A 21,906-nucleotide genomic window follows, 5' to 3' on the forward strand; every position below is an offset into this window, starting at 1 on the left:
GTTATATGGGGGCTTGGTTAGTAATTAACCAGTATAACCCTAAATCAGAAACCGCTTTCGCAAATGTTTCAAAGTTTACCGGTTTTACAACATAGCTGTTTACACCCAATTGGTAGCTGGTGATGATGTCCTGCTCTTCGCGCGACGAAGTCATGACCACAACAGGGATTGACTTAGTTGCTTCATTGGTCTTGATCTGGCGTAAAACTTCTATGCCGTCTACCTTTGGCATTTTTATATCCAGCAGGATAACTTTTGGGTGTTGTTGTTTATTGCGACCTGCAAATTTACCCTCACAGAAAATGAAATCCAGCGCTTCTTCGCCATCCTGTACATGAACCAGGTTATTGGCAAGGTTAACTTTTTTAAGCGAGCGAATAGTTAGTTCGGCATCATTTATATTATCCTCAACCAGTAATATTTCTATTTCGTTATTACTCATTTCTGTTCAATTTGATGGGTATGCTAAAATAAAATATGGCACCAGCTCCCGGTGCCGATTCGGCCCAGATGTGGCCATCGTGTTTAGTAATAATACGTTTTGCCAAGGCCAGGCCAACGCCGGTGCCCTCAAACTCCTGCGCACTATGCAGGCGCTGAAATACGCCGAACAACTTCTTAGTGTACTTCATATCGAAACCCACACCATTGTCCCTGACATAATAAATTCTTTTTTCTGAATCTTTAATACTACCTATTTCTATGACGGGATGCTCTGCTTTTGAACTGTACTTTACCGCGTTGCCGAGAAGGTTAAGCAGTACTTGCCGCAACAAATTAAAATCGCCATGGCATGGGGGTAGTTTATGGATAATAATTTCAGGTAAAGATGACTGATGCTGAATTGCCTCGCGGGCACAAACCCTAACCAGGGCATCCATATCTACTTTCATAGCCACCATTTCCTTGCGGCTCATACGCGAAAAGGCTAAAAGATCATCAATCAATTGCCCCATCAGCCTGGCATTAGTGATTATGGTATTAATAACCCGGTTACCTTCGGCGCTAAGTTTGTCCTCAAAGTCTTCCTTCAGCATCATGGCATAGCCATTAATGGCACGTAATGGTGCCCGTAAATCGTGCGATACCGAGTATGAAAATGACTCCAGTTCCTGGTTGGCGGCCTCCAATTGGACGGTACGTTCGGCTACTTTTTTTTCCAGATTCTCATTAAGCTGTTTTATTTCGATCTCTGCCGTTTTTCGGGCAGATATATCGCGTACAAAAACGGTTAGTCCGCCATCTGGCATAGGGTAAATATGGTTTTCCTGCCACAGATTTAGCGGGGCATAGTAGTCTTCATTACAAACATATTCTTTCTGTGACACGGCCTTGTTAAAAGCCCTGTAGGTATCTGAGTCTATGACATCTGGAAACTCTGTCCAGATATATTTGCCTATCAGCTGCTTCGGGTCGCGGCGCATGATCTCGCCTATGCGTTTATTGGCGTACGTATAGCAAAAATTTTTGTCCAGCGCTATAAATCCATCGGCAATACTGTTTAGTATGTTTTCAATCTGATCATTTTTAATCTTAACCTCTTCTTCGCTTTTAATCCGGGCGGTTATATCTCTGAAATTGCATACTATTGCCTGGATATTGACATCATTCAACCAGTTAATAAATTGCGACTCGATCCAAATGTAATGGCCTTTTTTGTGTTTGGTACGATAGATGGATATAATGGGTTTTCCAGGGCTTGCCAGTACTTGGCTAAAAAGCTTTTTGACTTTCAATACATCCTGCGGATGCACCGTATCATCCAACTCGCGTCCGGCGCGTTCGCCATCACTCCAGCCATTAATCCGCGCGGCAGATTTACTTCTGAAATTAATATTGAGATTTCTATCTAAAAGGACAATACCGTCATGGCTGTTCTCTATCAGTTTTCTGAATCTGATCTCGTTAGCTATGATCTGTTCAGTATTCTCTTCAAGCTTCTTTTCGAGCTCGGCGTGACGTTCTTCTTTTTGTTCGTCCTTTTGTTTTTGCGTGGTGATATCACGGGTTATTTTGGCAAAACCTACCAGGTGCCCGGTATCGTTATAAATCGTTGTAAAAGTGCCGCTGGCCCAAAACACCGAACCATCTTTGCGCACACGCCAGCCTTGTGTATTGCAAACATTATTTTTAAGCGCAATACTTAAATTTTTACTCCACTCATTAGTCTTGTTATCAATGCTGGTATAAAAGGCAGACAAATGTTGGCCTATAATCTCATCTTCGGTATAGCCATGGATATTTTGTGCGCCCTGGTTCCAACTCATGATATAGCCGTTAGGGTCAACCATAAATATGGCATAGTCGCTTATACTCGCTACCAATAAGCGAAAAAGCTTTTCGTCAAAACTATGACTTAATACACTACGATCAATGTCCTGGTTAAGCACAAAAAATAGATTAGGTGTCAGATGATTATAAAGCATCTGGCAGTTTGCGATGTAAGGATGAGGAAACATCGCAAAAAGCCCGTATAGACGCAAGCTTAAAAATATATAATCGTTCCGTTCCTACAACCCTGGTGTTTAAAGTGAACAAACTGAACGAAACTTGGACGACAATAATTTATTAAAAATTGTACACTATTTAACTATCTAAAAATGTTTAAGTTACCTGCCTAGTCGCGCTAACTGCCAAATACGCTTTTAGCTTTTTTAATGGTTTGCTCAAGATCTATACCCTTTTCTAACACCCCTTTAAATAAATCGCCTGTTTCTTTTAATCGGTCAAAGGCATTAAAAATGGTAAAGTCCTTCATAGTAAGGCCTGGTTTTACTTCGTCCCAGGTAAGCGGCATGGACACGGTAGCACCTACCTTAGGGCGTAATGAATAAGGCCCGGCAATGGTAGCTCCGGGGCGATTTTGCAAAAAGTCGAGATACATTTTTCCCTCGCGTTTAGCTATCATGCGCTCAAGGCTGGTATAGTCCGGAATTTGCTTGTGTACCAGCGAGACAATGATCCTGGCAAACATCTGCGATTGATCATAATCGTACTTAGCCCCTAAGGGAATATAAATGTGCATACCCGTCGAGCCGGATGTTTTCGGATAAGAAGGAACATCCAGCGCATCCAATACCTTCCGCACCTCCTGCGCTGCTTCAATTACCTGATCAAAAGTGTTTTTATCAGGATCAAGGTCGATCACGCAATAATCAGGGTTGTCCGGCGATTTATAACGACTAAACCAGGGGTTCATTTCAATACAACCCAGAGATGCCATCCACAACAAGTATGATTCGTCTGATCCAACCAGATACTCTTTATGCTCGCCATCGCTGGTAGTGTATGGGAAGGTTTTAGTCACCCAGTCGGGAGCTTTACCTTTCACATCTTTTTGATAAAAGCTCGAGCCATGTATACCATTCGGGAAACGGTTAAGCGACATCGGCCGGTCTTTCAGGTAAGGCAAAATATAATCAGCTATGCGATAATAGTAATTAAACATATCGCGCTTGGTTACCCCGTCCTCCGGCCAGTAAACTTTACTTAAATGGGTAAACTTGAGCTCGTGACCACAAATTTTGCGTACTTGTGTTTCGTCTTTAGGATTGAGCAGTGTTTTGCGGTCTGTATCTTTCGGAGGTTCAATGGCCTCATGAGTTGTTTCCTGGGGCGACGCTTTTTCGGCTTCGTCCACCGTTTCTTGGGTATCTTTCGGCACCTCTAAAATCACAGCGGTTGCATCTTTATCTTCGCGTAAGCCTTTAAAAGATGCCTGGCGAAAAATACCATCGCTGGTGACTTCGGCAAAAGCCACCTCGCCAACCAATTCGGGTTTTAACCAGGTTGGCTTGGCACCTAATCGCTGTGGGCGGAACCTCGACGGCTTGTCCACATCAGGCTCAACGTCAAAAGGACTCTTATCCGTAATTAACGGCTTAAATTTAGCCATCATCTCCTTTTGTAATTTATCTGAAAAGCCGGTACCAACTTTGCCTACATAATGCAGCTTCTTACCATTGTAAACAGCTAAAACCAAGGCACTAAAGGCTTTGGCGGTTCCTTCATTTCGCGTAAACCCGGCAATGATCACTTCCTGGCGGCGCTGCACCTTAATTTTGAGCCACTCTTTTGAGCGCAGGTCTGAAGTATAAACACTGCTGGCTTTTTTAGCGATAATGCCCTCTAAGCCAATTTTTTCGGCCGCTTCAAAAAACTCGATCCCTTTAACCGGGAAAACTTTGCTTTGGCGCACACGGTCATCATTTGCCGGCAGTACTTCTTTTAATATTGCCTGACGTTGGACGAGCGGCAAATGCATCAGGTTTTTACCTTCATACCAAAGAATATCGAATACATAATACACCAGGTTACCATCGGCTTCGCTTCGCCAGTTTTGCAGCGCACCAAAGTCCGACAGGCCTTTGTCATTCAGTACCAATATTTCGCCGTCAATTACGGCATTGACCTGCCAGTCTTTTAAAATTTGGTTAATGGGATAATATTTATCGAAAGGAATATTGTTTCGTGATATCAGCTCAGCCCCTTTTTTGTCAATCACCGCTACGGCGCGGTAGCCGTCCCACTTCACTTCATAAACCCAATCGGGGTCGTCAAAAGGCGCGTTCACCAAAGTGGCTTTCATGGGTTTTATGTTTTTTGGAATGGGTGATTTAGGCGCCGATTTAAGCAATGCCGCTACATCAATGTCTTTAGTAACATCCTGCTCTTCACCCAGGTTATCGGCTGTTCCATCCTGAGGCGACGAGGCTTCTTTTTTCGCCTTCTCTTTTTTCAGGTTCTCCTCGTGCCCATGCTGCCAAACCTTTTCGCTGGTTTTTTCCATGCTTTCAATGGTTTTGCCGGACAGTATAGACTTATCTTTCTTGGTGATGTCTTTAGTCGACGCAAACTCGTCATTATGTTTAATAAGCAGCCAGCCATTTTCTCCCATGCCATGGGTCTTTACCAGCGCAAACTCACCTTCGAGTTTCTCGCCGTGCAGCTTGATCTTTACTGATCCTGATTCAAGCTGCTGCAGCAAATGTTTTTCCTGGGCCTTTTTGCCTTTTATCTCTTCGATAGGTTCATAAGTACCTTCATCCCAAACAATCACTGTCCCCCCGCCATACTCGCCTTTTGGAATAATGCCTTCAAAATTAGCATAGTCAAACGGGTGATCTTCTACCATCATAGCCAGGCGTTTTACCTTCGGATCAAGGGAGGGGCCTTTAGGTACGGCCCAGCTTTTAAGTACGCCGTCCATCTCCAACCTGAAATCATAATGCAAGCGCGAGGCGTCGTGCTTTTGTATCACAAACATCAAATGATCTTTATCCTTGCTTCGGCCGGCTTTGGGTTCGGCAGTTTTGGTAAAATCGCGCTTCTCTACATATTTTTCCAGACTCATAACAACGTACTTAATTGTTATTTAACAGCGGGAAAGAAAAAATGGTTTTAGCGAAAAGTTTCGATGACGCACCGTTAGCCTTGATCAACCAAAGTTTTTAACGTTTTCGGGCGTGATATAATGAATGGTTTCCTGGTCTGGACCCTGAATGACGCATTCAATGGTTTTCTTTTCGGCAATGACAGCTTTTGCATAAGCTACCGCGTCCTGTATATTGTTAAATACCTTATAAACTCCCCTTCCATTCTGCTGGTCAGGAACCAGATCGACGTTGAGCACCTGACCTGAATTAACATCCGCACTAATTAGCGCGACTTGAGGGCTTTCTAACTCCGGAAATCGTTCCATACAATTGGTTTATAGTATAACAAAATATACGGAAAATGGTTCGATTCCAAATCGCTCGTATAGCGCTCAATTGCCGCTAAGGCTTTGTTCTTTATCTTGATACAAAGAACCAAAAATCAAGTCATCCGAAATGCTTCTTTGCGCTCATGGGCCTTACCCTGCAAAGCGGGTAAAGGCCTGTCAGGGCGCGCGGCCGGGAGTATGGCCCTCGCGAGGTGGAAGCGGTTGTCCTTACTTGATTTTTGGTTACTTTTCATCTAAGGAAAAGTAACTAGGCCCCCGCGGCTATGAGCGGTTGCAAAGCGATAAGCTAACAAAGCTAACAAGTAGAGGTTGCCATCCTAAAACAAAAAAGCCGAAGCAATCATGCTCCGGCTTTAGCGCTGATAAAAACAGCTATTGTTTCTTTAAAGAAAATACCCAATCCAAAATTTGTTTAGCTTCTTCTGGTTTTAAATCAGGGTGCGCCGGCATCATCACATCGCCCCATACACCGTTACCGCCATTTTTTATCTTTTCAGTAAGCTGACGGTAAGTAGCTCTGTTAGCTTTGTACTTGTTAGCCACATCTGCAAACGCAGGGCCAATAACATGCTCATGTGCTTTATGGCATGATTTGCAGTCCATTGACATTACCAATGTCTGACCGGCGGCAAATTTTGATGACGGATCGATCGGCTCGTCTGTACTGCCTGCGGCGATAACGACCTGTTTACTGGTTGTCGATTTTAATTTAGAATCTTTAACCGTAACCGATGCTTTGAAGTTGCCCGCTTTTGGGTAAGTGTAGGCTACCCAAGGCGCAGCGGTAACTTTTTTAATGCCGTTGCCAAAGTTCCAGGTGTAAGTCATCCTATCGTTTTCAGGATCTGACGCTTTAACCTTCAGCGTTACTTTTAGTGGTAAAACACCGTATGATTTATCTACCGAAATATCGGCGATCTCCGGTGCGCGGTTACCGGCGTTATAATCTACACGGGCTATGCCAGAATCTTTGTTCTTTTTGAACCAGCCGTCGCTGTTACCATATTCAAGGATATACAGTTTACCGTCAGGGCCCATCTCCATGTCTATCATTGAGTTGAATTTGGTACTGTTCATGAACGGCTCAATGGATACCAGGTTACCCGCAGCGTCCATGGTCACCACCTTGATCCAGTTACGGATAAAGTCGTAAATAAACAATTTATCGTTATAGTATGATGGCAACTTACCGGCAGCTTTATAATACTCTGAATGATAAACCGGGCCAGCCATCGCAGTACGACCGCCAGATCCTAACTCCGGGAACTGTGGCGATACCGCATACGGGTACCAGATAAACGCAGGCTGCGCGTTAGGCAGGTCTGTTAAACCGGTGTTGTTACGCGAAGTATTAACCACATGATTAGGATCAAAAGGCTCGCCAACCTTACCTGTGGCGTAATCATAATTGCGGTAAGGATAGTTATCACCTACAAAATACGGGTAGCCAAAGTTGCCTGCTTTACGGGCCTGGTTAACCTCGTCATAACCGCGCGGACCATGTGTTGCCAGGCTATCGTTGCTGGCATCCGGACCAACCTCGCCCCAGTACAAAAAGCCGTTCTTTTTATCGACAGAGATACGGTAAGGGTTACGGTTACCCATCACATAAATTTCGGGGCGGGTTTTTGGTGTCCCTTTAGGGAACAGGTTTCCTTCGGGGATAGTATAGCTCCCGTCAGGATGAATTTTTAAACGCATGATCTTACCGCGCAGGTCATTAGTATTACCTGAACCTCTTCTGTCGTCATACTGCTCAAAACCCGGACGATCGTCAAGCGGAGAATATGAATAAGAATTTGGCGGATTTTTACCGCGGCCCGCATTTGGCTCATCAAACGGCGTTGTGTTATCGCCTTGCGAAACAAACAGGATATGATCTTTACCAAATGCAATTGAACCACCGGTGTGGCAGCATATCTCTCGGGTTGTTTTTACTTGCAGAATGATCTTTTCGCTCTTAAGATTGATTTTTCCGTTCACAAAAGCAAAGCGCGATAAACGATTTACAACCGTATCCAGCGGGCTGTAATAAGCATAGATAAAGTGGTTAGTTTTAAAATCGGGATCGGCCTGCACACCTAATAAACCTTCTTCGGCATTAACGCCTTTACCTTTTTCGGTAAGTGTGTGCGAGTAAACATTTAATTTACCCACCTGAGTTACTTTATGTGTAAGGTGGTTATACAACATAAACTCGCCTTTACGCTGTACAACTAAGATGTCGAGGTTTGGCAGAATGGTCATTTCCGTCGGTTCGTCAAAAGCGCCCTGAACCAATTGGGCTTTGCTAAAACGATTCTCTTCCGGTACGCGGGGAGTTTTTGCCTTAGCATAATTCAAAGGCGCATTATTGCCGATAGCATATTTGATACCGCCCAGCAAATGCTGCAAAAACAAAGGTTCGCTGTATGATTCATCGGTATGGCCTAAACCGGTATAGAATACACGACCATTTTCAAAAGTATGATACCAGGCAATCGGGTGATTCGGGCCCATTTTAAAAGCATCATCACTGCCATTTTTATTGTACTTAAGTGACGATTCTTCCAGGTTTATCAGTACATGGATATCCGGGGATACATTTTTATAATGATACCACTCATCTTTGCGTTTCCACTCGGCAGGCAACATTTTAGTGGCGATGAAGTTTTTGTCTACAACGGTTAACGTTGCCATTTGCTGTGCCGGGTGATGCGCAAACCAGGCACCCACCATACGGCCATACCAGGGCCAGTTATACTCGGCGTCTGCAGCAGCGTGGATACCAACAAAGCTACCGCCCGCCTGCATGTAGCGTTCCAGGTCGGCTTGTTGGGCCTGATTCAGGATATCGCCTGTTGTACTGGCAAAAACAAGCGCTGCATACTTTTTAAGATTGCTTTCTGCAATTTTACTGGCATCGGTTGTGGTATCAACTAAAAAACCGTTCTCCTGCCCCATTTTCATAATGGCTTGTGCAGCCAGTGGAATTGAGCCGTGGTGAAAGCCTGCTGTTTTTTTGAACACCAGGATACGCGGTTTTGATTTAACCTGTGCATTGGCAAAGTTTACCGTCGTGAAAACGGCCAGTAAACTAAGGCCCAAAAAACTAAATAACTTAAATTTCATCGATTAGTAAGGGTTTATATTGTTTGGTTTTGACTTTACGATATTATAACCGCTAAAAGTATTCAAAATCCAAACAAAACCTCAAACTTTTTTAAAAAAAGCAATCGATTGCACGTAACTTATTCTTTACATGTTATAATTAATCAGATGTCATGTCAACGTAAGAAGAGGTCCATACACAGGTAAGTGATTGCTCGTGTATAGGATTTCTTCTGTGGTCAAAATGACAAATAGCGATGGGTTTGAAACCCATCGCTATTGTTTAATAACTTTTTCGCCAACGCGATATTATCTCCAGCCGCCACCAAGCGAACGGTATAATTCAGCTACCGCTTTCAAATGCTCGGTTTTAATACTGGCCAGCTCTAACTCGCTTTGCAGCACATTACCTTGAGCGGTGATCACCTCCAGATAATTAGCCAAGCCGTTTTTAAATAGCTGGTTGGCATTTGATGTAGCCTGCTGTAAGGTATTTACTCTGGCTGCCGCAATGTCCTGTTGCTCTTTTAATTTGTCAATTTTTACTAAGGCATCAGATACCTCGCCTACCGCATTTAACACGGTTTGCCTAAACTCGATCACCGTTTTCTCTCTATTTACCTTAGCCACCTCATAATTAGTCTTTAATACTTTGTGATCCAGCAATGGCGTGATCAAACTGCCTGATACGACGCCGAATAACGAAGCCGGAACATTAAACCAGTTACTTGCTTTAAAAGAGTTAACACCCCCTTGCGCAGTTATACGTAAAGCCGGGTACATTTCAGCCTGATTGATGCCCACATTAGCATTAGCAACAGCCAGGGCCAACTCGCTGCTTTTTACATCAGGGCGACGGCCCACCAGCGCTGAAGGTAGGCCCGATGGTAAATTCTCGGCAAACCTTATATCGTTCAGTTTTTTAGTGCGCTCTATAGCGGCTGGTAGTTCACCGGTTAAGATACGTAAGGCGTTTTCCTGCAAAGCTATATTTTGTTCAAACTGAGGGATCAAGGCGGCAGCAGCTTGTTGTTGGGCTTGTGCCTGCTGCACCGCCAGCAAAGTAACCTGACCGGCATTATATTGCAGCTTAATAATATTAAGCGTACTGTCATTCAGCCTTACGTTGCTTTGGGCGGTTTGCAGCTGTGCATCCAGCATCAGCAGGTTATAATAGCCTTGAGCTACTGATGCAACTATATTAGTTTGTATAGCTTTTCTGGCTTCTGCCGTTTGCAGATAAGCTGCTAAAGTCGCTCTGTTTTGATTATGTATCTTACCCCAGATATCGGCCTCCCACGACAGTGAAAGATTGGCTGAGTAATCTTCAATATGTTTGGTGCTGATACCGGCATTACTCAGGCTTAATCCATTCAGGCTATTGTCTGACGGGCGGCTGGTGCTCGCGGTAACATTCAGCCCAACTGCAGGGACATAGTTCCATTTAACCTGTTTTACAAGTAACTGCGATGCTTCGATATTTTTAACCGCCAGCTGCATATCATAATTTTTAATGATAGCGCTGTCAATTAGTTTTTGCAATTCGGCATCGGTAAAGAAATCCTTCCAGGGGATATCAGCAATGCTGGTTGTGTCTGTGGTAGCAGCATTTCTAAAGTTTTCAGGCAAGGCAGCCTGTGGTGTTTTGATATCCTTCGATACCCCGCAGGCACTCAGTGCCAGCGTAAGTAACAAAAGATATTTATTGATATTTTTCATTGTTGTAAGTATTAAATTAAGCCAGTTCAGTTTCACGGGTAGCTACCGGCACGTCATTTTTGTGATGATAATCGTTTTCGTTTTCTTCATTGATAGCGAAAGGCACACCTGTAATTTTCTCTTGTATATTCTGGAAGATCACGAACAATACCGGGATAATAAACAAGCCCAAAATCACCCCCGAAACCATACCGCCGGCCGCACCGATACTGATAGAATGGTTACCCTGCGCCGACGGACCGGTTGCGATACTCATCGGGAACAAACCAAATACAAAGGCCAGCGAGGTCATGATGATTGGGCGCAGCCTTGCTCTTGCGGCTTCGATGGCAGCAGCAACTAAAGTTTTACCCGCCCTGCGTCGCTGTACTGCGAACTCAACGATCAGAATGGCATTTTTTGCCAGCAAACCAATGAGCATGATCAAAGCTACCTGTACGTAGATGTTGTTTTCGATCCCTGTCAGCCCCAATACCACAAACGTGCCCAGGATACCTGTAGGGATAGAAAGAATCACAGCCAATGGCAGGATGTAGCTTTCATACTGTGCTGACAGCAGGAAGTAAACAAAAATAAGACACATCAGGAATACGACAGTGGATTGCCCGCCTGAAGCGATCTCCTCACGGGTTTGGCCTGAGAACTCGTAGGCAAAGCCTTGCGGTAATTCTTGCTGAGCTGTTTCCTGTATAGCGCGTATAGCATCGCCCGAGCTAAAGCCAGGTTTCGGAATAGCGTTGATCTCGATAGAATTGAACAGGTTATAACGTGAAGCGGTTTCTGAACCGTAAACGCGGCTCAGTTTTACCAGGGTATTGATCGGTACCATCTCACCTTTGCTGTTTTTTACAAACACACGGTCAATAGCCGATGGGTCGGTACGGTCGGTAATGTCAGCCTGAACAATTACACGGTAGTATTTACCAAAGCGGTTAAAGTCTGACGCCTGCGCAGTACCAAAATAAGCCTGCATGGTTGAAAGTATATCTTTCACATTTACTCCCAATTGGCTGGCTTTTTCATCATCAACCTCTAATTGTAATTGCGGATAATCAGCTTTGTAAGATGTGAATGCGAAAGCAATTTCCTTACGTTGCATCAATTTACCGATAAAGCCATTAGCAATACCGCTAAACTTAGCCAGGCTGCCGTTTGTTTTATCCTGCAGCATTACATCAAGCGCCTCTACGTTACTAAAGCCGGGTACGGTTGGGAAACTGAATACGAAGAAGGTGCCACCCGGAATACCGGCTAATTTACCCCTTACGATATTCTGTATATCGTCGATGTTTTTGACAGCGCCCCTATCCTCGTCGGGCTTTAATAGTAAAAAGATCACACCGGCTGACGGACTGCTTGACTGCGTAAGGAAGTTAAAACCCGACAACGCAGTAACAAACCTTGCCGATGGCATTTGTTTTAACTGGTCTTCGGCTTGTTTAAATACTTTGTTGGTACCATCCAATGATGTACCTGAAGGTGTAGACACAGCTATGGCTACAAAGCCCTGATCCTCTGTGGGGATAAAGCCCGATTTGGTTGTGCGCACCAGGAAAACAGTAACGGCAATCACTACAGCCAGACCAGAAACAGCGACCCATTTATTTTTGATCAGCGATCTTACTCCGCCAATGTATTTATCGGTCATGTAATTAAAGCCGCCGTTAAAGCCCGCGTAAAATTTTTCAACAAAATTTTGCTTAGTTGCTTGTTGACCGTCACCATGCTTATTCTTCAAAAACAAAGCTGCTAATGCGGGGCTCAGCGTTAATGCGTTAACAGCCGATATCAGGATGGCTATAGCCATGGTTAATGCAAACTGACGGTAGAAAATACCGGTAGAGCCAGTCATGAAACTAACCGGTAAGAATACGGCCGCCATAACCAAAGTGATAGAAATAATAGCACCTGTAATTTCGTGCATAGCCTGCGTTGTTGCAGCTTTCGGCCCAAGGCCGGGGTTATGCTCCATCTTAGCATGCACAGCCTCGACGACGACGATGGCGTCATCCACCACAATACCTATCGCCAACACCAACGCAAAGAGTGTTAACAGGTTAACCGAGAACCCAAACAGGTTCATAAAGAAGAACGTACCTATAATAGCCACCGGAACAGCAATAGCCGGAATCAGGGTTGACCTAAAATCTTGCAGGAAGATAAATACCACAATAAATACCAGTACAAATGCCTCGATCAGCGTGTGTTCAACCTGTTTGATTGACTCATCCAAATCGGTTTTAGTACGATAGAATTGGTTGTATTTGATGCCGGCAGGAAAATCTTTTGAAGCTTTTTCCAACAGCTTATCAATGGCTATCTGGATCTCGTTGGCGTTTGAACCTGACAGCTGTATCACGCCAATGATCACACCATCGTGCCCGTTAAGGTGGCTGGCGCTGGTATACGAATAAGTGCCCAGTTCCACACGTGCCACATCTTTTAAGTGCAATACAGAACCATCGGCATTGGCGCGGATTGCGATGTTTTGATAGTCCTCTGGTTTGGTAAGCTTACCCTTGTATTTAATTACGTACTCAAAAGCTTCTTTACTTTGCACACCCAGTTTACCCGGAGCAGCTTCCAGGTTTTTATCCTGAATAGCGGCCATTACTTCGGCCGGCGTGATTTTGTGGACTGCCATTTGGCTTGGGTTAAGCCAAACGCGCATAGAGTAATCTTTAATACCACCAAATATACTGGCCGAACCTACGCCCGGGATACGTTTAATTTCAGGGATAATATTGATCTGCGCATAGTTGGCAACAAAGGTTTGGTCGTATTTTTTTGGATCTTCTGTATAGATCGCGATAGCACCAATGAAGCTGTTTTGTTGTTTGGTGGTAGTGATACCGTATTGAAGCACCTCGGCAGGTAGCTGGCTCGATGCTTGCGATACACGGTTTTGAACATTCACTGCTGCCTGGTCGGGGTTGGTGCCTTGTTTAAAGTAAACCGTAATGCCCAGCGTACCATCGTTACTGGCCGTTGATGTCATGTAGGTCATGCCTTCCACACCGTTAATGGCCTCCTCTAGCGAGGGCGTTACAGAACGTAAAATGGTTTCGGCATTTGCGCCCGGATAGGTAGCTGATACCAATACCGCCGGCGGGGCTATATCAGGAAATCGTTCTAAGGGCAATTTGGTTAAGCCAAGTACACCTACTATCACCAATAATATGGAGATAACAGTTGCCAGTACCGGCCTTTTGATGAATATTTTGAACATGATTGTTGTGTTTTGAGTGAATCAAGGACTTAGCTAAAGAGTTTAGACAAAATCGCTGTCGACACCCATCTTTATTCTTGATCCTAAATTCCTGACTCTTTTAAAAATTAGTTTTTGGCCACTTTTTCAGCAGCTTTTTGAGGGACGATCTTAGCGCCTTCCTGCAGGTGATCCATACCGCTCAGTACTATCTGATCGCCGGCTTTAAGGCCGTCCTTTACAATGTAGTTTTCGCCGTTTTTACCATCGATGGTGATGGCTACCTTCTTGACTTTATTGCTGTCGGCCAAAGCATATACAAATATTTTGTCCTGCATCTCAACGGTGGCTGATTCGGGCACTGTTAACGCGTTAGTATGATTCAGGCTCAGGCGAATTTTACCGGTATTACCAGAACGCAGCAGACCTTGTGCATTAGCGAAGCTTGCGCGCACTGCTATTGCCCCGGTGGTTTTATCAAACTGGCCGTCAATCATATCGATCTTGCCTTTAAGCGCATATTCGCTGTTATCGGCCAATAAAAGAGAAACTGCCGGTAAATGATTTAACTTGTCTTTCAAGGTTGCTCCTGCATATTCTTCTTTAAAGCCAACAAAATCTTTTTCGCCCAATGAGAAATAAACGTGAACATTATGCACATCAGAAAGCTGCGTCAAAGCTTCAGCATCCTGCGGAGAAACCAGGCTACCCTGTTTTTTAAGCAGCCGGCCAATGTATCCTGAAACAGGAGCCGTAATAGTTGTATAACCTAAATTAATTTTCGCTGCCGCGACGTTTGCTTTGGCCTGTTCAATATTGGCTTTTGCTATCTGGCTAGCTGCTACTGCTGTTTTCAACTGGTAGTCGGACACTACTTTGTTTTGCACCAGCGGCGTAAGTTTATCGATCTCTAATTGCGCGTTAACCAGGGCTGCTTGGGCGGCATGCAGCGTGGCTAAGGCATTATTTAAAGCTGCGCGATAAGGCTGGTCATTGATCTTAAATAATGGCTGGCCTGCAGATACTGCTGCACCTTCGTCAACAAAAACACGGTCCAGCGCCCCGCTTACCTGCGGACGGATTTCAACATTTACCGCGCCTTCTATCGAGGCCGGATATTCCTGGTAGGTAGTTACTGAAGACGTTTCTACGGTTTGTACCGGTAAAGCCGGTGGTGGTGGCGCCGTCTGGGCTGCCGGAGCGTTTGAGCAACTGCTGATTAATAACAGCGCTGCCAACGCGATCAAAATTGCAACAACGCTGTTAATTTTTTTAACAGTGTTAAATTGATAAGCATGTGATTGAGTTGTCATGATGTTTTATTTGTTAGTAGATTTTACGTTTTGATAATTTTAATTTAACAGTGTTAGATTTTTTAACATTGTTATTTAATAGTGAAAAAATTTTCTACCCTTTTATTGAACGGATAATGCCGGTGATAGCTGTTTTAAGAACTTCCTGGTTAGTTTCGTCAGTATTACCGCGGTTTACCATGTTAATGGAGATCAAACCATGGATAACCGACCAAAAGGTATAGTATTTAATACAAACCTCTTCCTCGGTGCCAACATGGGGCAGCATCAGCTCCACTATGACGTCCCAGATCAGGTCCATCGGTCTTTCAGATTCAGGTAATATTTTAGCCATCTCGCAACAGCTAACCCTAACGCCATACATTACCTGGTATAATTCGCGTTCAGCAAAGGCAAAGTCCCAATAGGCCAGCCACATGGCTTCCAACTGTTTAGCCGGTGCACGGTGCCGGTTGCGCGCCTCTTCCAGTTTTTTAGCCAATAATAAAAAGCCTTTACGGGTAAGCTCCATTAAAATGGCATCTTTGTTAGCAAAGTACTCGTAAATGATAGGCGCGGTATATTCTATCTCGTCAGCTATCTTACGCATACTTAAAGCGTCCCATCCCCCCTCTTTTACAATTTTCAGAGAAGCATCCAGTATGTTGCACCGGGTCTCTTCCTTTAACCGTAATATTCTATCTTTACTTGCCATGTTTTATGACGCTAAATTATTTAACACCGTTAAACGGTACAAATGTATATCCACTTTTTTTATTATTTGCCATCAGTTTGTCATGAAATTTAACACTGTTAAATTTTTTTATACCTGGTAACATTACCTTTATAATATGGAACCTAAACCACGAAAAATATCATCCAGACATTTGAAGGAGGGCCTGTTGTGCATGTTAATTTTGCTTCTGGCATTTTCCTTCTTTACGCCCCGTTTTATTGAATATGCGGACAGTCGCTTTGTCCGCGTTATCCCGGGTCTTATTAATCTTTTCATTGCACCGTCGTTGGTAGTTATTATCATTAAATTAAATAAGGGGGTTTTTAAGGCCTATTTTATCCTATATGGCTTTTTAGTCTATATCGGGGCAATGATCGTATCGGCTACGATACACTATGAAGCTCAATCAAACGAACTCGCAGCAAACGGGGTTTGGGGAAAAGCCGTTGTAACCGATGAAAAATTCACCATATCAAGAATACAAAATAAAATCAACTGGCGCATAAAATGTACCTTCACAGCTAACAATCACCGTTTTGAAACCTTTTACGAAAGCGATCCTAAAAACACCTATAAAGTAGGCGACACCCTGGAGATTCTTTATAGCAAGGATTTCCCGAAAATGTACCGGTTAAAAATGGTCTATTAAGCGGGGCTTCCCTTGGTAAGTTAAGGGATTGAGGGAGGGGTAATATGGACATTTGAATTTTGTAATATCAATTTGAAACTGATGTAGAGACGCATATTTGCGTCTCCTGCCTTCTGGTCATCTGGCCGCCGATAATATCAACGGCGTTCCCTCCGGGCCGCGCTATACGCTCATACGCCTGCGAGGCCTTAAGCTCAGGGCCTGTATCCGCTGCCATCGCTAACGCAAAACGTCATTCTGGCCCAAGTATGCAGCAATAGCCAGAGTTCAAAATACTCATGACTTCTTTGCGACTAACCGGTAATGGATGCTAAGCAGCAATTGCTCAATCAAATCATTTTTTTACCTTTTTTATTTGACGCTTAGGCCCTTATAAATTACATTTGATTATACAGCCCTACTGTATTTAAACTAATGGTAACCAATTGCCGTCAATTAAGCATATTTTGTCTTGCTATGGTGCTGCTGGTAGTATTATGCAGTAACACGGTTACGGCACAAACCTGCACGGGCAGCCCGGGCGCCCCTATTGTTAACATCACATTTGGCAGTGGTATCGGTACAGGGCTCCCGTTAAGCAACAGCACTACGGGTTTCACTTACGCACTCAACTGTCCCGGCGATGGAGCTTATGCCCTTGTAAATAATACTAACGGTTGTTATAGCGACTGGCACACTGTAACCCAAGATCATACCGGCGACCCCAATGGGCTATTTATGCTGGTTAATGCCTCAACGCTGAACCGTGATTTTTATGTACAACAGATCGACGGGCTTTGTGCGGGCACAACCTACCAGTTTTCGGCCTGGATGTTAAATATGGTCAAAACAACGGCTGCCGACCCAAATGTTACTTTCATCATCGAAAAAACAGACGGGACCTTGATCAGCAGTTTTAATTCAAACATCCCTAAGACCGCCACCCCCGCCTGGCAGCAGTATGGTTTTACATTTGCATTGCCCACGGGTGTAAGCAGTGTTGTTATCCGCTTGCATAACAATGCTCCCGGGGGCTTGGGTAGTGGCCTTGCTTTGGATGATATTACATTCAGGCCCATGGGGCCACCTATTACTGTTAGTATTCAGGGTGTAAGCGGTAGTGCTACAACGGTTTGCCAGGGTTCTCCGGCGCTTACTATTGCTGCCAATGTCGGCACCTGCTTTCCCACCACAACATACCTGTGGCAAGTTTACAGATTAGACGTTATTTCACCGGCGTGGGCAGACATTAATACTGCTAATGGTATAACTTATACGGTTAATGCAACTTCGGCAGGTGCTTATCAATATCGTTTGCTGGTGGCTAATGACGGGAATTTACAATCGCCAGGGTGTAGGGTAATATCTGCACCGGTAAGCATTAATATAACGCCTGCGCCACAACCTGTTATCAACATAATAACAGCTAAAACCAATATTTGCACAGGAGAGCAGGTACTATTCACTTCATTTGCTTCCGGCGTTGGCCAGGGCACACCAATTTATGACTGGCAAGTTAATGGCGTCTCTGTAAACAACAATGCCAACCGCTACATAACCCGGAATCTTAAGGACGGAGATGCCGTTACGTGTACACTCATCAGCAATTTATCATGTGCTGCCCCGGCTATATCCCCCCCTATTACTATGCATGTAAGCGGTGTCGCACCTGCCATCACAGTTACTGCATCGGCCAATAATGTATGTGCCGGTACGCCGGTTACATTTACCGTAAGCACCAATCAAACTACAGGTATAACTTACCAATGGCAGGTTAATGGCGTAGACGCGCCTTCAACCGGTTCAACTTTTGTTAGTACAAATCTTAAAAATGGCAATATCGTCACGTGCATGGTAGGCAGTTCAACTTGTAGCACCCCGGTATCCTCAGACGAAATTTTGATGAAGATTATCGATGCTCCGTCAGTAAATATCGCTGCGTCAGTTACAACTACATGTCCAAACACACCTGTTACTTTTAAGGCTGATCAAATACCGGGCGCGTCCTATCAGTGGCAAATAAACGGCAAGCCGGTAGGGTCAAACAGCTCCACCTTTGTCGCTCCTCAGGTCAATAACGGCGATGTTGTCAATTGCCTGGTGCTTACCAGTACGGCATGCTCTGCACCAATCCAGACAAAAGACATCATTATGCAAGTTTCGTCGTCCCCAACAGCTGTAACCGTCATTGCAGCGCCTGACACCATATGCCAGGGCACGACAGTAACATTTACTGCAACTGCAGGCCAAACTACAGGGATCAGCTATCAATGGCTGGTAAACGGCCAAACCGTTACAGACACCGGAAATACTTTAGTTAAAACTGATTTAAAAAATGGTGATATTGTTGCTTGCCGGGCATCTGCAAGCGGCAATTGCGCCCCCCCGATAGAATCAAATCCGGTTACAGTTGTGGTGACAGATCTGCCACAGATCACTTTAGCGAAATCGGTGTACGAAATTTACAAGGGCGAAAGTGTTACACTGGGGGCTGCTGCGACCGGCACCGGGTTAACCTATCAGTGGTCGCCGGCTACAGGCCTTGACAAAACTGATATAGCCCATCCTGTTGGACATCCCAACCAAACTACAACATACACACTCGTGGTAACCAACGCAAGCGGCTGTATGCAAACCAGTATGCCGGTTACGGTTAAAGTGCTGATTAAAGATATTATAGTCCCTAATTCATTCACTCCAAATAACGATGGCATTAATGATAAATGGGAGATAGCAGGATTAGCCGATGACCCCTACGCACAAGTGCAGGTTTTTGACAGATATGGCCTGACAATATACCAAAGCATAGGCTACAAACAATCCTGGAACGGTCGTTATAAGGAGAAAATACTGCCTGCAGGCGTTTACTACTATATTATTCGGCTAAGTAGTAATACGCGCAAAGTAACCGGATACGTAACTATAATTCATTAATAATTGTCGGCCAAAGTGGCCGTGTGATCATAGAAAAAAGCGTTTCACTAAAGTGTTTCAGATCAAAATTCAAAAAACATCAAAAAAACACATAAATACGTGTCATACAATATCTTATGTCCATTTAACTAAACCTTTACTACTGTTTCAAAGTGTTTCACTCGTTTTTCATAAAAACCTTATTTACAGGGAATTAATCCCAAAAAGTGTTTCAAGTGTTTCAAAGTGTTTCACTTTTTAGTGAAACAGTACAATACGCCTACCCCTGCTCAGTTTTCACTAATTCCCTCGCATCAAAGCCCTTGTTAACTGCCAGGGTTACCAGGTAGTTATAAGTCTGCGTATCCATATCAGGCTTCCGGCCCAAAATCCATAAATACTTGCGGTTTGGGTGGCCTACCAACGCATAAGAGTAGTCATGTGCCAGTCCGATGATCCAGTATTTACCCGTAAACGGCCAGCGAAACTGCACCGCCAATTTGGCGTTGGTATGGGTGTCGGTAACCGTCGCTTTGCCTTTGGCCACTTTTATTTTGCCATCCTTAACACAGGTATTCGTAACCGCTATAGAGCCGTCGTTGTTAAGCGTATATTCGGCGGTGGTATGGCTGCATCCACGTTCAAAACGCTGCGGAAAAGCGGCTATCTCATACCATTTGCCCAAATATTTATCCAGTTCTACATACTGTACAGTTGACAAAGGTTTATTTTTGGAATATAACGCTAAGGCGGCAATACTGGTCAGCCCAAAAGCAGCGGTTCCGGTAATGATCTCTCTCTTGTTCTTCATATTTAAATAACCATCGGCAATACCCAAAAGTTTCTGCCGTTAAATAAAAAGACGGATATTTGAGGTATGACGGTAAGTATTTTAGGCTGCGGATGGTATGGTTTAGAACTGGCTAAGGCACTGGTAAATAAATGGACAAAAGTGAAGGGCTCCACTACTTCGGCCGGGAAACTGGAACTGCTCTCGCAACAAGGTATCGAACCTTATCTTATCAACTTATCAACTGACGAACCTATTGATACCGAATTCTTTGATTGCGATGTACTTTGGATCGCCATCCCCCCACGTGCCCGAACAGGGAATGGTGAAGCTTATTTGCAGAATCTGGAAAGACTTATACCTTACATTAAATCGCATCATATAAAACAAGTGGTACTCATCAGTTCGACCGGTGTATATGGCAACCATAATGCGGAAGTGACAGAATTAGATGCTCCTAATCCGGACGCTGAATCGGGCAGGATACTTTTAGCGGCCGAGGGACTACTGAAAGCAGAATCCGCCTTTACTACCACCATCATTCGCTTCGGCGGACTGATTGGCCCTGGCCGTGATCCGGGTGTATTTTTTGCCGGCAAGGCCAACATCCCCAACGGCGAAGCACCAGTAAATCTGATCCATCTAACCGACTGCATAGGTATCAGCTGCGCCATATTAGATAAACAGGCATTTGGGTATACCTATAATGCCGTGTCGCCATCGCATCCTACTAAGGCAGAGTTCTATGTTGGAGCTGCCAATGTCAGGGGGCTGCTTTCCCCACAGTTTATTGAAGAGATAACTGATTGGAAGGTCGTGTCAAGTATGAATGTGGAGAAGTATTTGGGTTATGAATTTAAACACCAATTGTCATCCTGAACGGAGTGAAACAAAATATCACTCCACTCCTCTCACATTCATTTTTAAAGTATAGATACTTTTAGAAGCCGTAATAAACAGAATATCGCGGTTCTTGCCTGCAAAGCAAACATTGCCTGTCCATTTATCGGTATTAGGTATGTTGGCTATCTTTTTACCATCAGGGCTAAATATCGTAACGCCTCGACCGGTGATATAGATATTGCCTAGCTCATCCAGCGTCATACCGTCCGAACCTACGTTAAACAACAAGGTTTTATCACTTAAAGTAGCGTCTTTATTGATGGTATAGCGATAGGTTTTTTGGGCCCCCAGATCTGACACATACAGGTATTTGCCATCCGGTGTACCTACGATACCATTAGGTTGACGCATATCGCCAATTACTTTTATTGGGCTTTTACTCCCTTTGGGCAGATAATACACATGCTCACCGTCCAGCGCTGAATGTTTGCGGGTCCAGTAGTCGCGCTGGTAGTATGGGTCGGTCATATAAATACCACCCTTGCTGTCCAGCCATACGTCATTAGGGCCATTAAGTTGTTTACCTTCCAGGTTGGTCATGAGTACCTTAACCTTACCTTTCGGGCTTATTGACCACAGCTCGCCTTTATCATCGGCACAAGTAATCAGATTACCCTTTTTGTCAAAATAAGTACCGTTTGAGCGACCAGATTTCTCCATAAACACCGAAAGCTTACCCGTTTCCATCTCGTACTTCCAAATCTTATCATTGGGCTGATCAGTAAAAAATACATCCCCATTCTTATCAACAGAACATCCCTCGGTAAAAGCAAATTGATCAGCTATCAGTTTGGGTTTTGACAAGGTATCAAACAAAGTATGTTGGGCAAATGCAGTCATGGCGGTTATGGTAAATGCGGTTAATGCTATGGCTTTTTTTATAGATGTCATTTTATCAATTT

General features: G+C 44.2%; 14 protein-coding genes. 3 read left to right on the forward strand and 11 right to left on the reverse strand.

What is annotated here, in order from left to right; genetic code table 11:
• Position 1: 1 nt before the first annotated feature.
• The 9 genes from ABD772_RS02765 to ABD772_RS02805 form a co-directional block, all read right to left on the reverse strand.
• Entirely contained in the window at positions 2-442 is a 441-nt protein-coding gene (locus tag ABD772_RS02765; RefSeq protein ID WP_345100902.1) for a response regulator, read from the reverse strand.
• Complete coding sequence (locus ABD772_RS02770; protein ID WP_345100903.1) at positions 435-2,426, reverse strand: PAS domain-containing sensor histidine kinase; 1,992 nt, start codon at positions 2,424-2,426, stop codon at positions 435-437. The genes ABD772_RS02765 and ABD772_RS02770 overlap by 8 nt, the downstream gene beginning before the upstream one ends.
• 200 nt (positions 2,427-2,626) lie before the next feature.
• A complete protein-coding gene (gene ligD, locus ABD772_RS02775; RefSeq protein ID WP_345100904.1) occupies positions 2,627-5,353 on the reverse strand; it encodes a DNA ligase D in 2,727 nt (908 codons plus the stop codon).
• A gap of 84 nt (positions 5,354-5,437) precedes the next feature.
• A complete protein-coding gene (locus ABD772_RS02780; protein ID WP_345100905.1) occupies positions 5,438-5,701 on the reverse strand; it encodes a hypothetical protein in 264 nt (87 codons plus the stop codon).
• A gap of 396 nt (positions 5,702-6,097) precedes the next feature.
• Complete coding sequence (locus ABD772_RS02785) at positions 6,098-8,836, reverse strand: ThuA domain-containing protein (protein ID WP_345100906.1); 2,739 nt, start codon at positions 8,834-8,836, stop codon at positions 6,098-6,100.
• Between the two features lie 288 nt (positions 8,837-9,124).
• Positions 9,125-10,534, reverse strand: coding sequence for an efflux transporter outer membrane subunit (locus tag ABD772_RS02790; protein ID WP_345100907.1), 1,410 nt, complete (start codon positions 10,532-10,534; stop codon positions 9,125-9,127).
• Positions 10,535-10,550: 16 nt separating this feature from the next.
• A complete protein-coding gene (locus tag ABD772_RS02795) occupies positions 10,551-13,763 on the reverse strand; it encodes an efflux RND transporter permease subunit (protein WP_345100908.1) in 3,213 nt (1,070 codons plus the stop codon).
• Positions 13,764-13,870: 107 nt separating this feature from the next.
• Positions 13,871-15,055, reverse strand: coding sequence for an efflux RND transporter periplasmic adaptor subunit (locus ABD772_RS02800; protein WP_345100909.1), 1,185 nt, complete (start codon positions 15,053-15,055; stop codon positions 13,871-13,873).
• 94 nt (positions 15,056-15,149) lie between these two features.
• The gene (locus ABD772_RS02805) at positions 15,150-15,749 is read right to left on the reverse strand and encodes a TetR/AcrR family transcriptional regulator (protein WP_345100910.1); all 600 of its coding nucleotides are present in this window, start codon (positions 15,747-15,749) and stop codon (positions 15,150-15,152) included.
• Between the two features lie 136 nt (positions 15,750-15,885).
• On the opposite strand from ABD772_RS02805, the gene ABD772_RS02810 reads away from it, so the two are divergent.
• Both ABD772_RS02810 and ABD772_RS02815 read left to right on the forward strand, forming a co-directional pair.
• The gene (locus ABD772_RS02810; protein WP_345100911.1) at positions 15,886-16,419 is read left to right on the forward strand and encodes a hypothetical protein; all 534 of its coding nucleotides are present in this window, start codon (positions 15,886-15,888) and stop codon (positions 16,417-16,419) included.
• 414 nt (positions 16,420-16,833) lie between these two features.
• Entirely contained in the window at positions 16,834-19,332 is a 2,499-nt protein-coding gene (locus ABD772_RS02815; RefSeq protein ID WP_345100912.1) for a gliding motility-associated C-terminal domain-containing protein, read from the forward strand.
• 259 nt (positions 19,333-19,591) lie between these two features.
• Here ABD772_RS02815 and ABD772_RS02820 read toward each other — a convergent pair whose 3' ends face one another.
• Positions 19,592-20,122 carry a lipocalin family protein gene (locus ABD772_RS02820; protein ID WP_345100913.1) on the reverse strand — a complete coding sequence of 177 codons (531 nt, stop codon included), beginning with the start codon at positions 20,120-20,122 and terminating at the stop codon, positions 19,592-19,594.
• A 66-nt stretch (positions 20,123-20,188) separates the two neighbouring features.
• Between ABD772_RS02820 and ABD772_RS02825 the strand changes: the two genes are divergently transcribed.
• Positions 20,189-20,980 carry an SDR family oxidoreductase gene (locus ABD772_RS02825; RefSeq protein ID WP_345100914.1) on the forward strand — a complete coding sequence of 264 codons (792 nt, stop codon included), beginning with the start codon at positions 20,189-20,191 and terminating at the stop codon, positions 20,978-20,980.
• A gap of 18 nt (positions 20,981-20,998) precedes the next feature.
• On the opposite strand, the gene ABD772_RS02830 is transcribed toward ABD772_RS02825, so the two are convergent.
• Positions 20,999-21,895, reverse strand: a complete 897-nt coding sequence (locus ABD772_RS02830; protein WP_345100915.1) for an SMP-30/gluconolactonase/LRE family protein — start codon at positions 21,893-21,895, stop codon at positions 20,999-21,001.
• Between the last annotated feature and the right edge of the window lie 11 nt (positions 21,896-21,906).

The organism is Mucilaginibacter panaciglaebae (assembly GCF_039539265.1).
GTDB lineage: Bacteria > Bacteroidota > Bacteroidia > Sphingobacteriales > Sphingobacteriaceae > Mucilaginibacter > Mucilaginibacter panaciglaebae.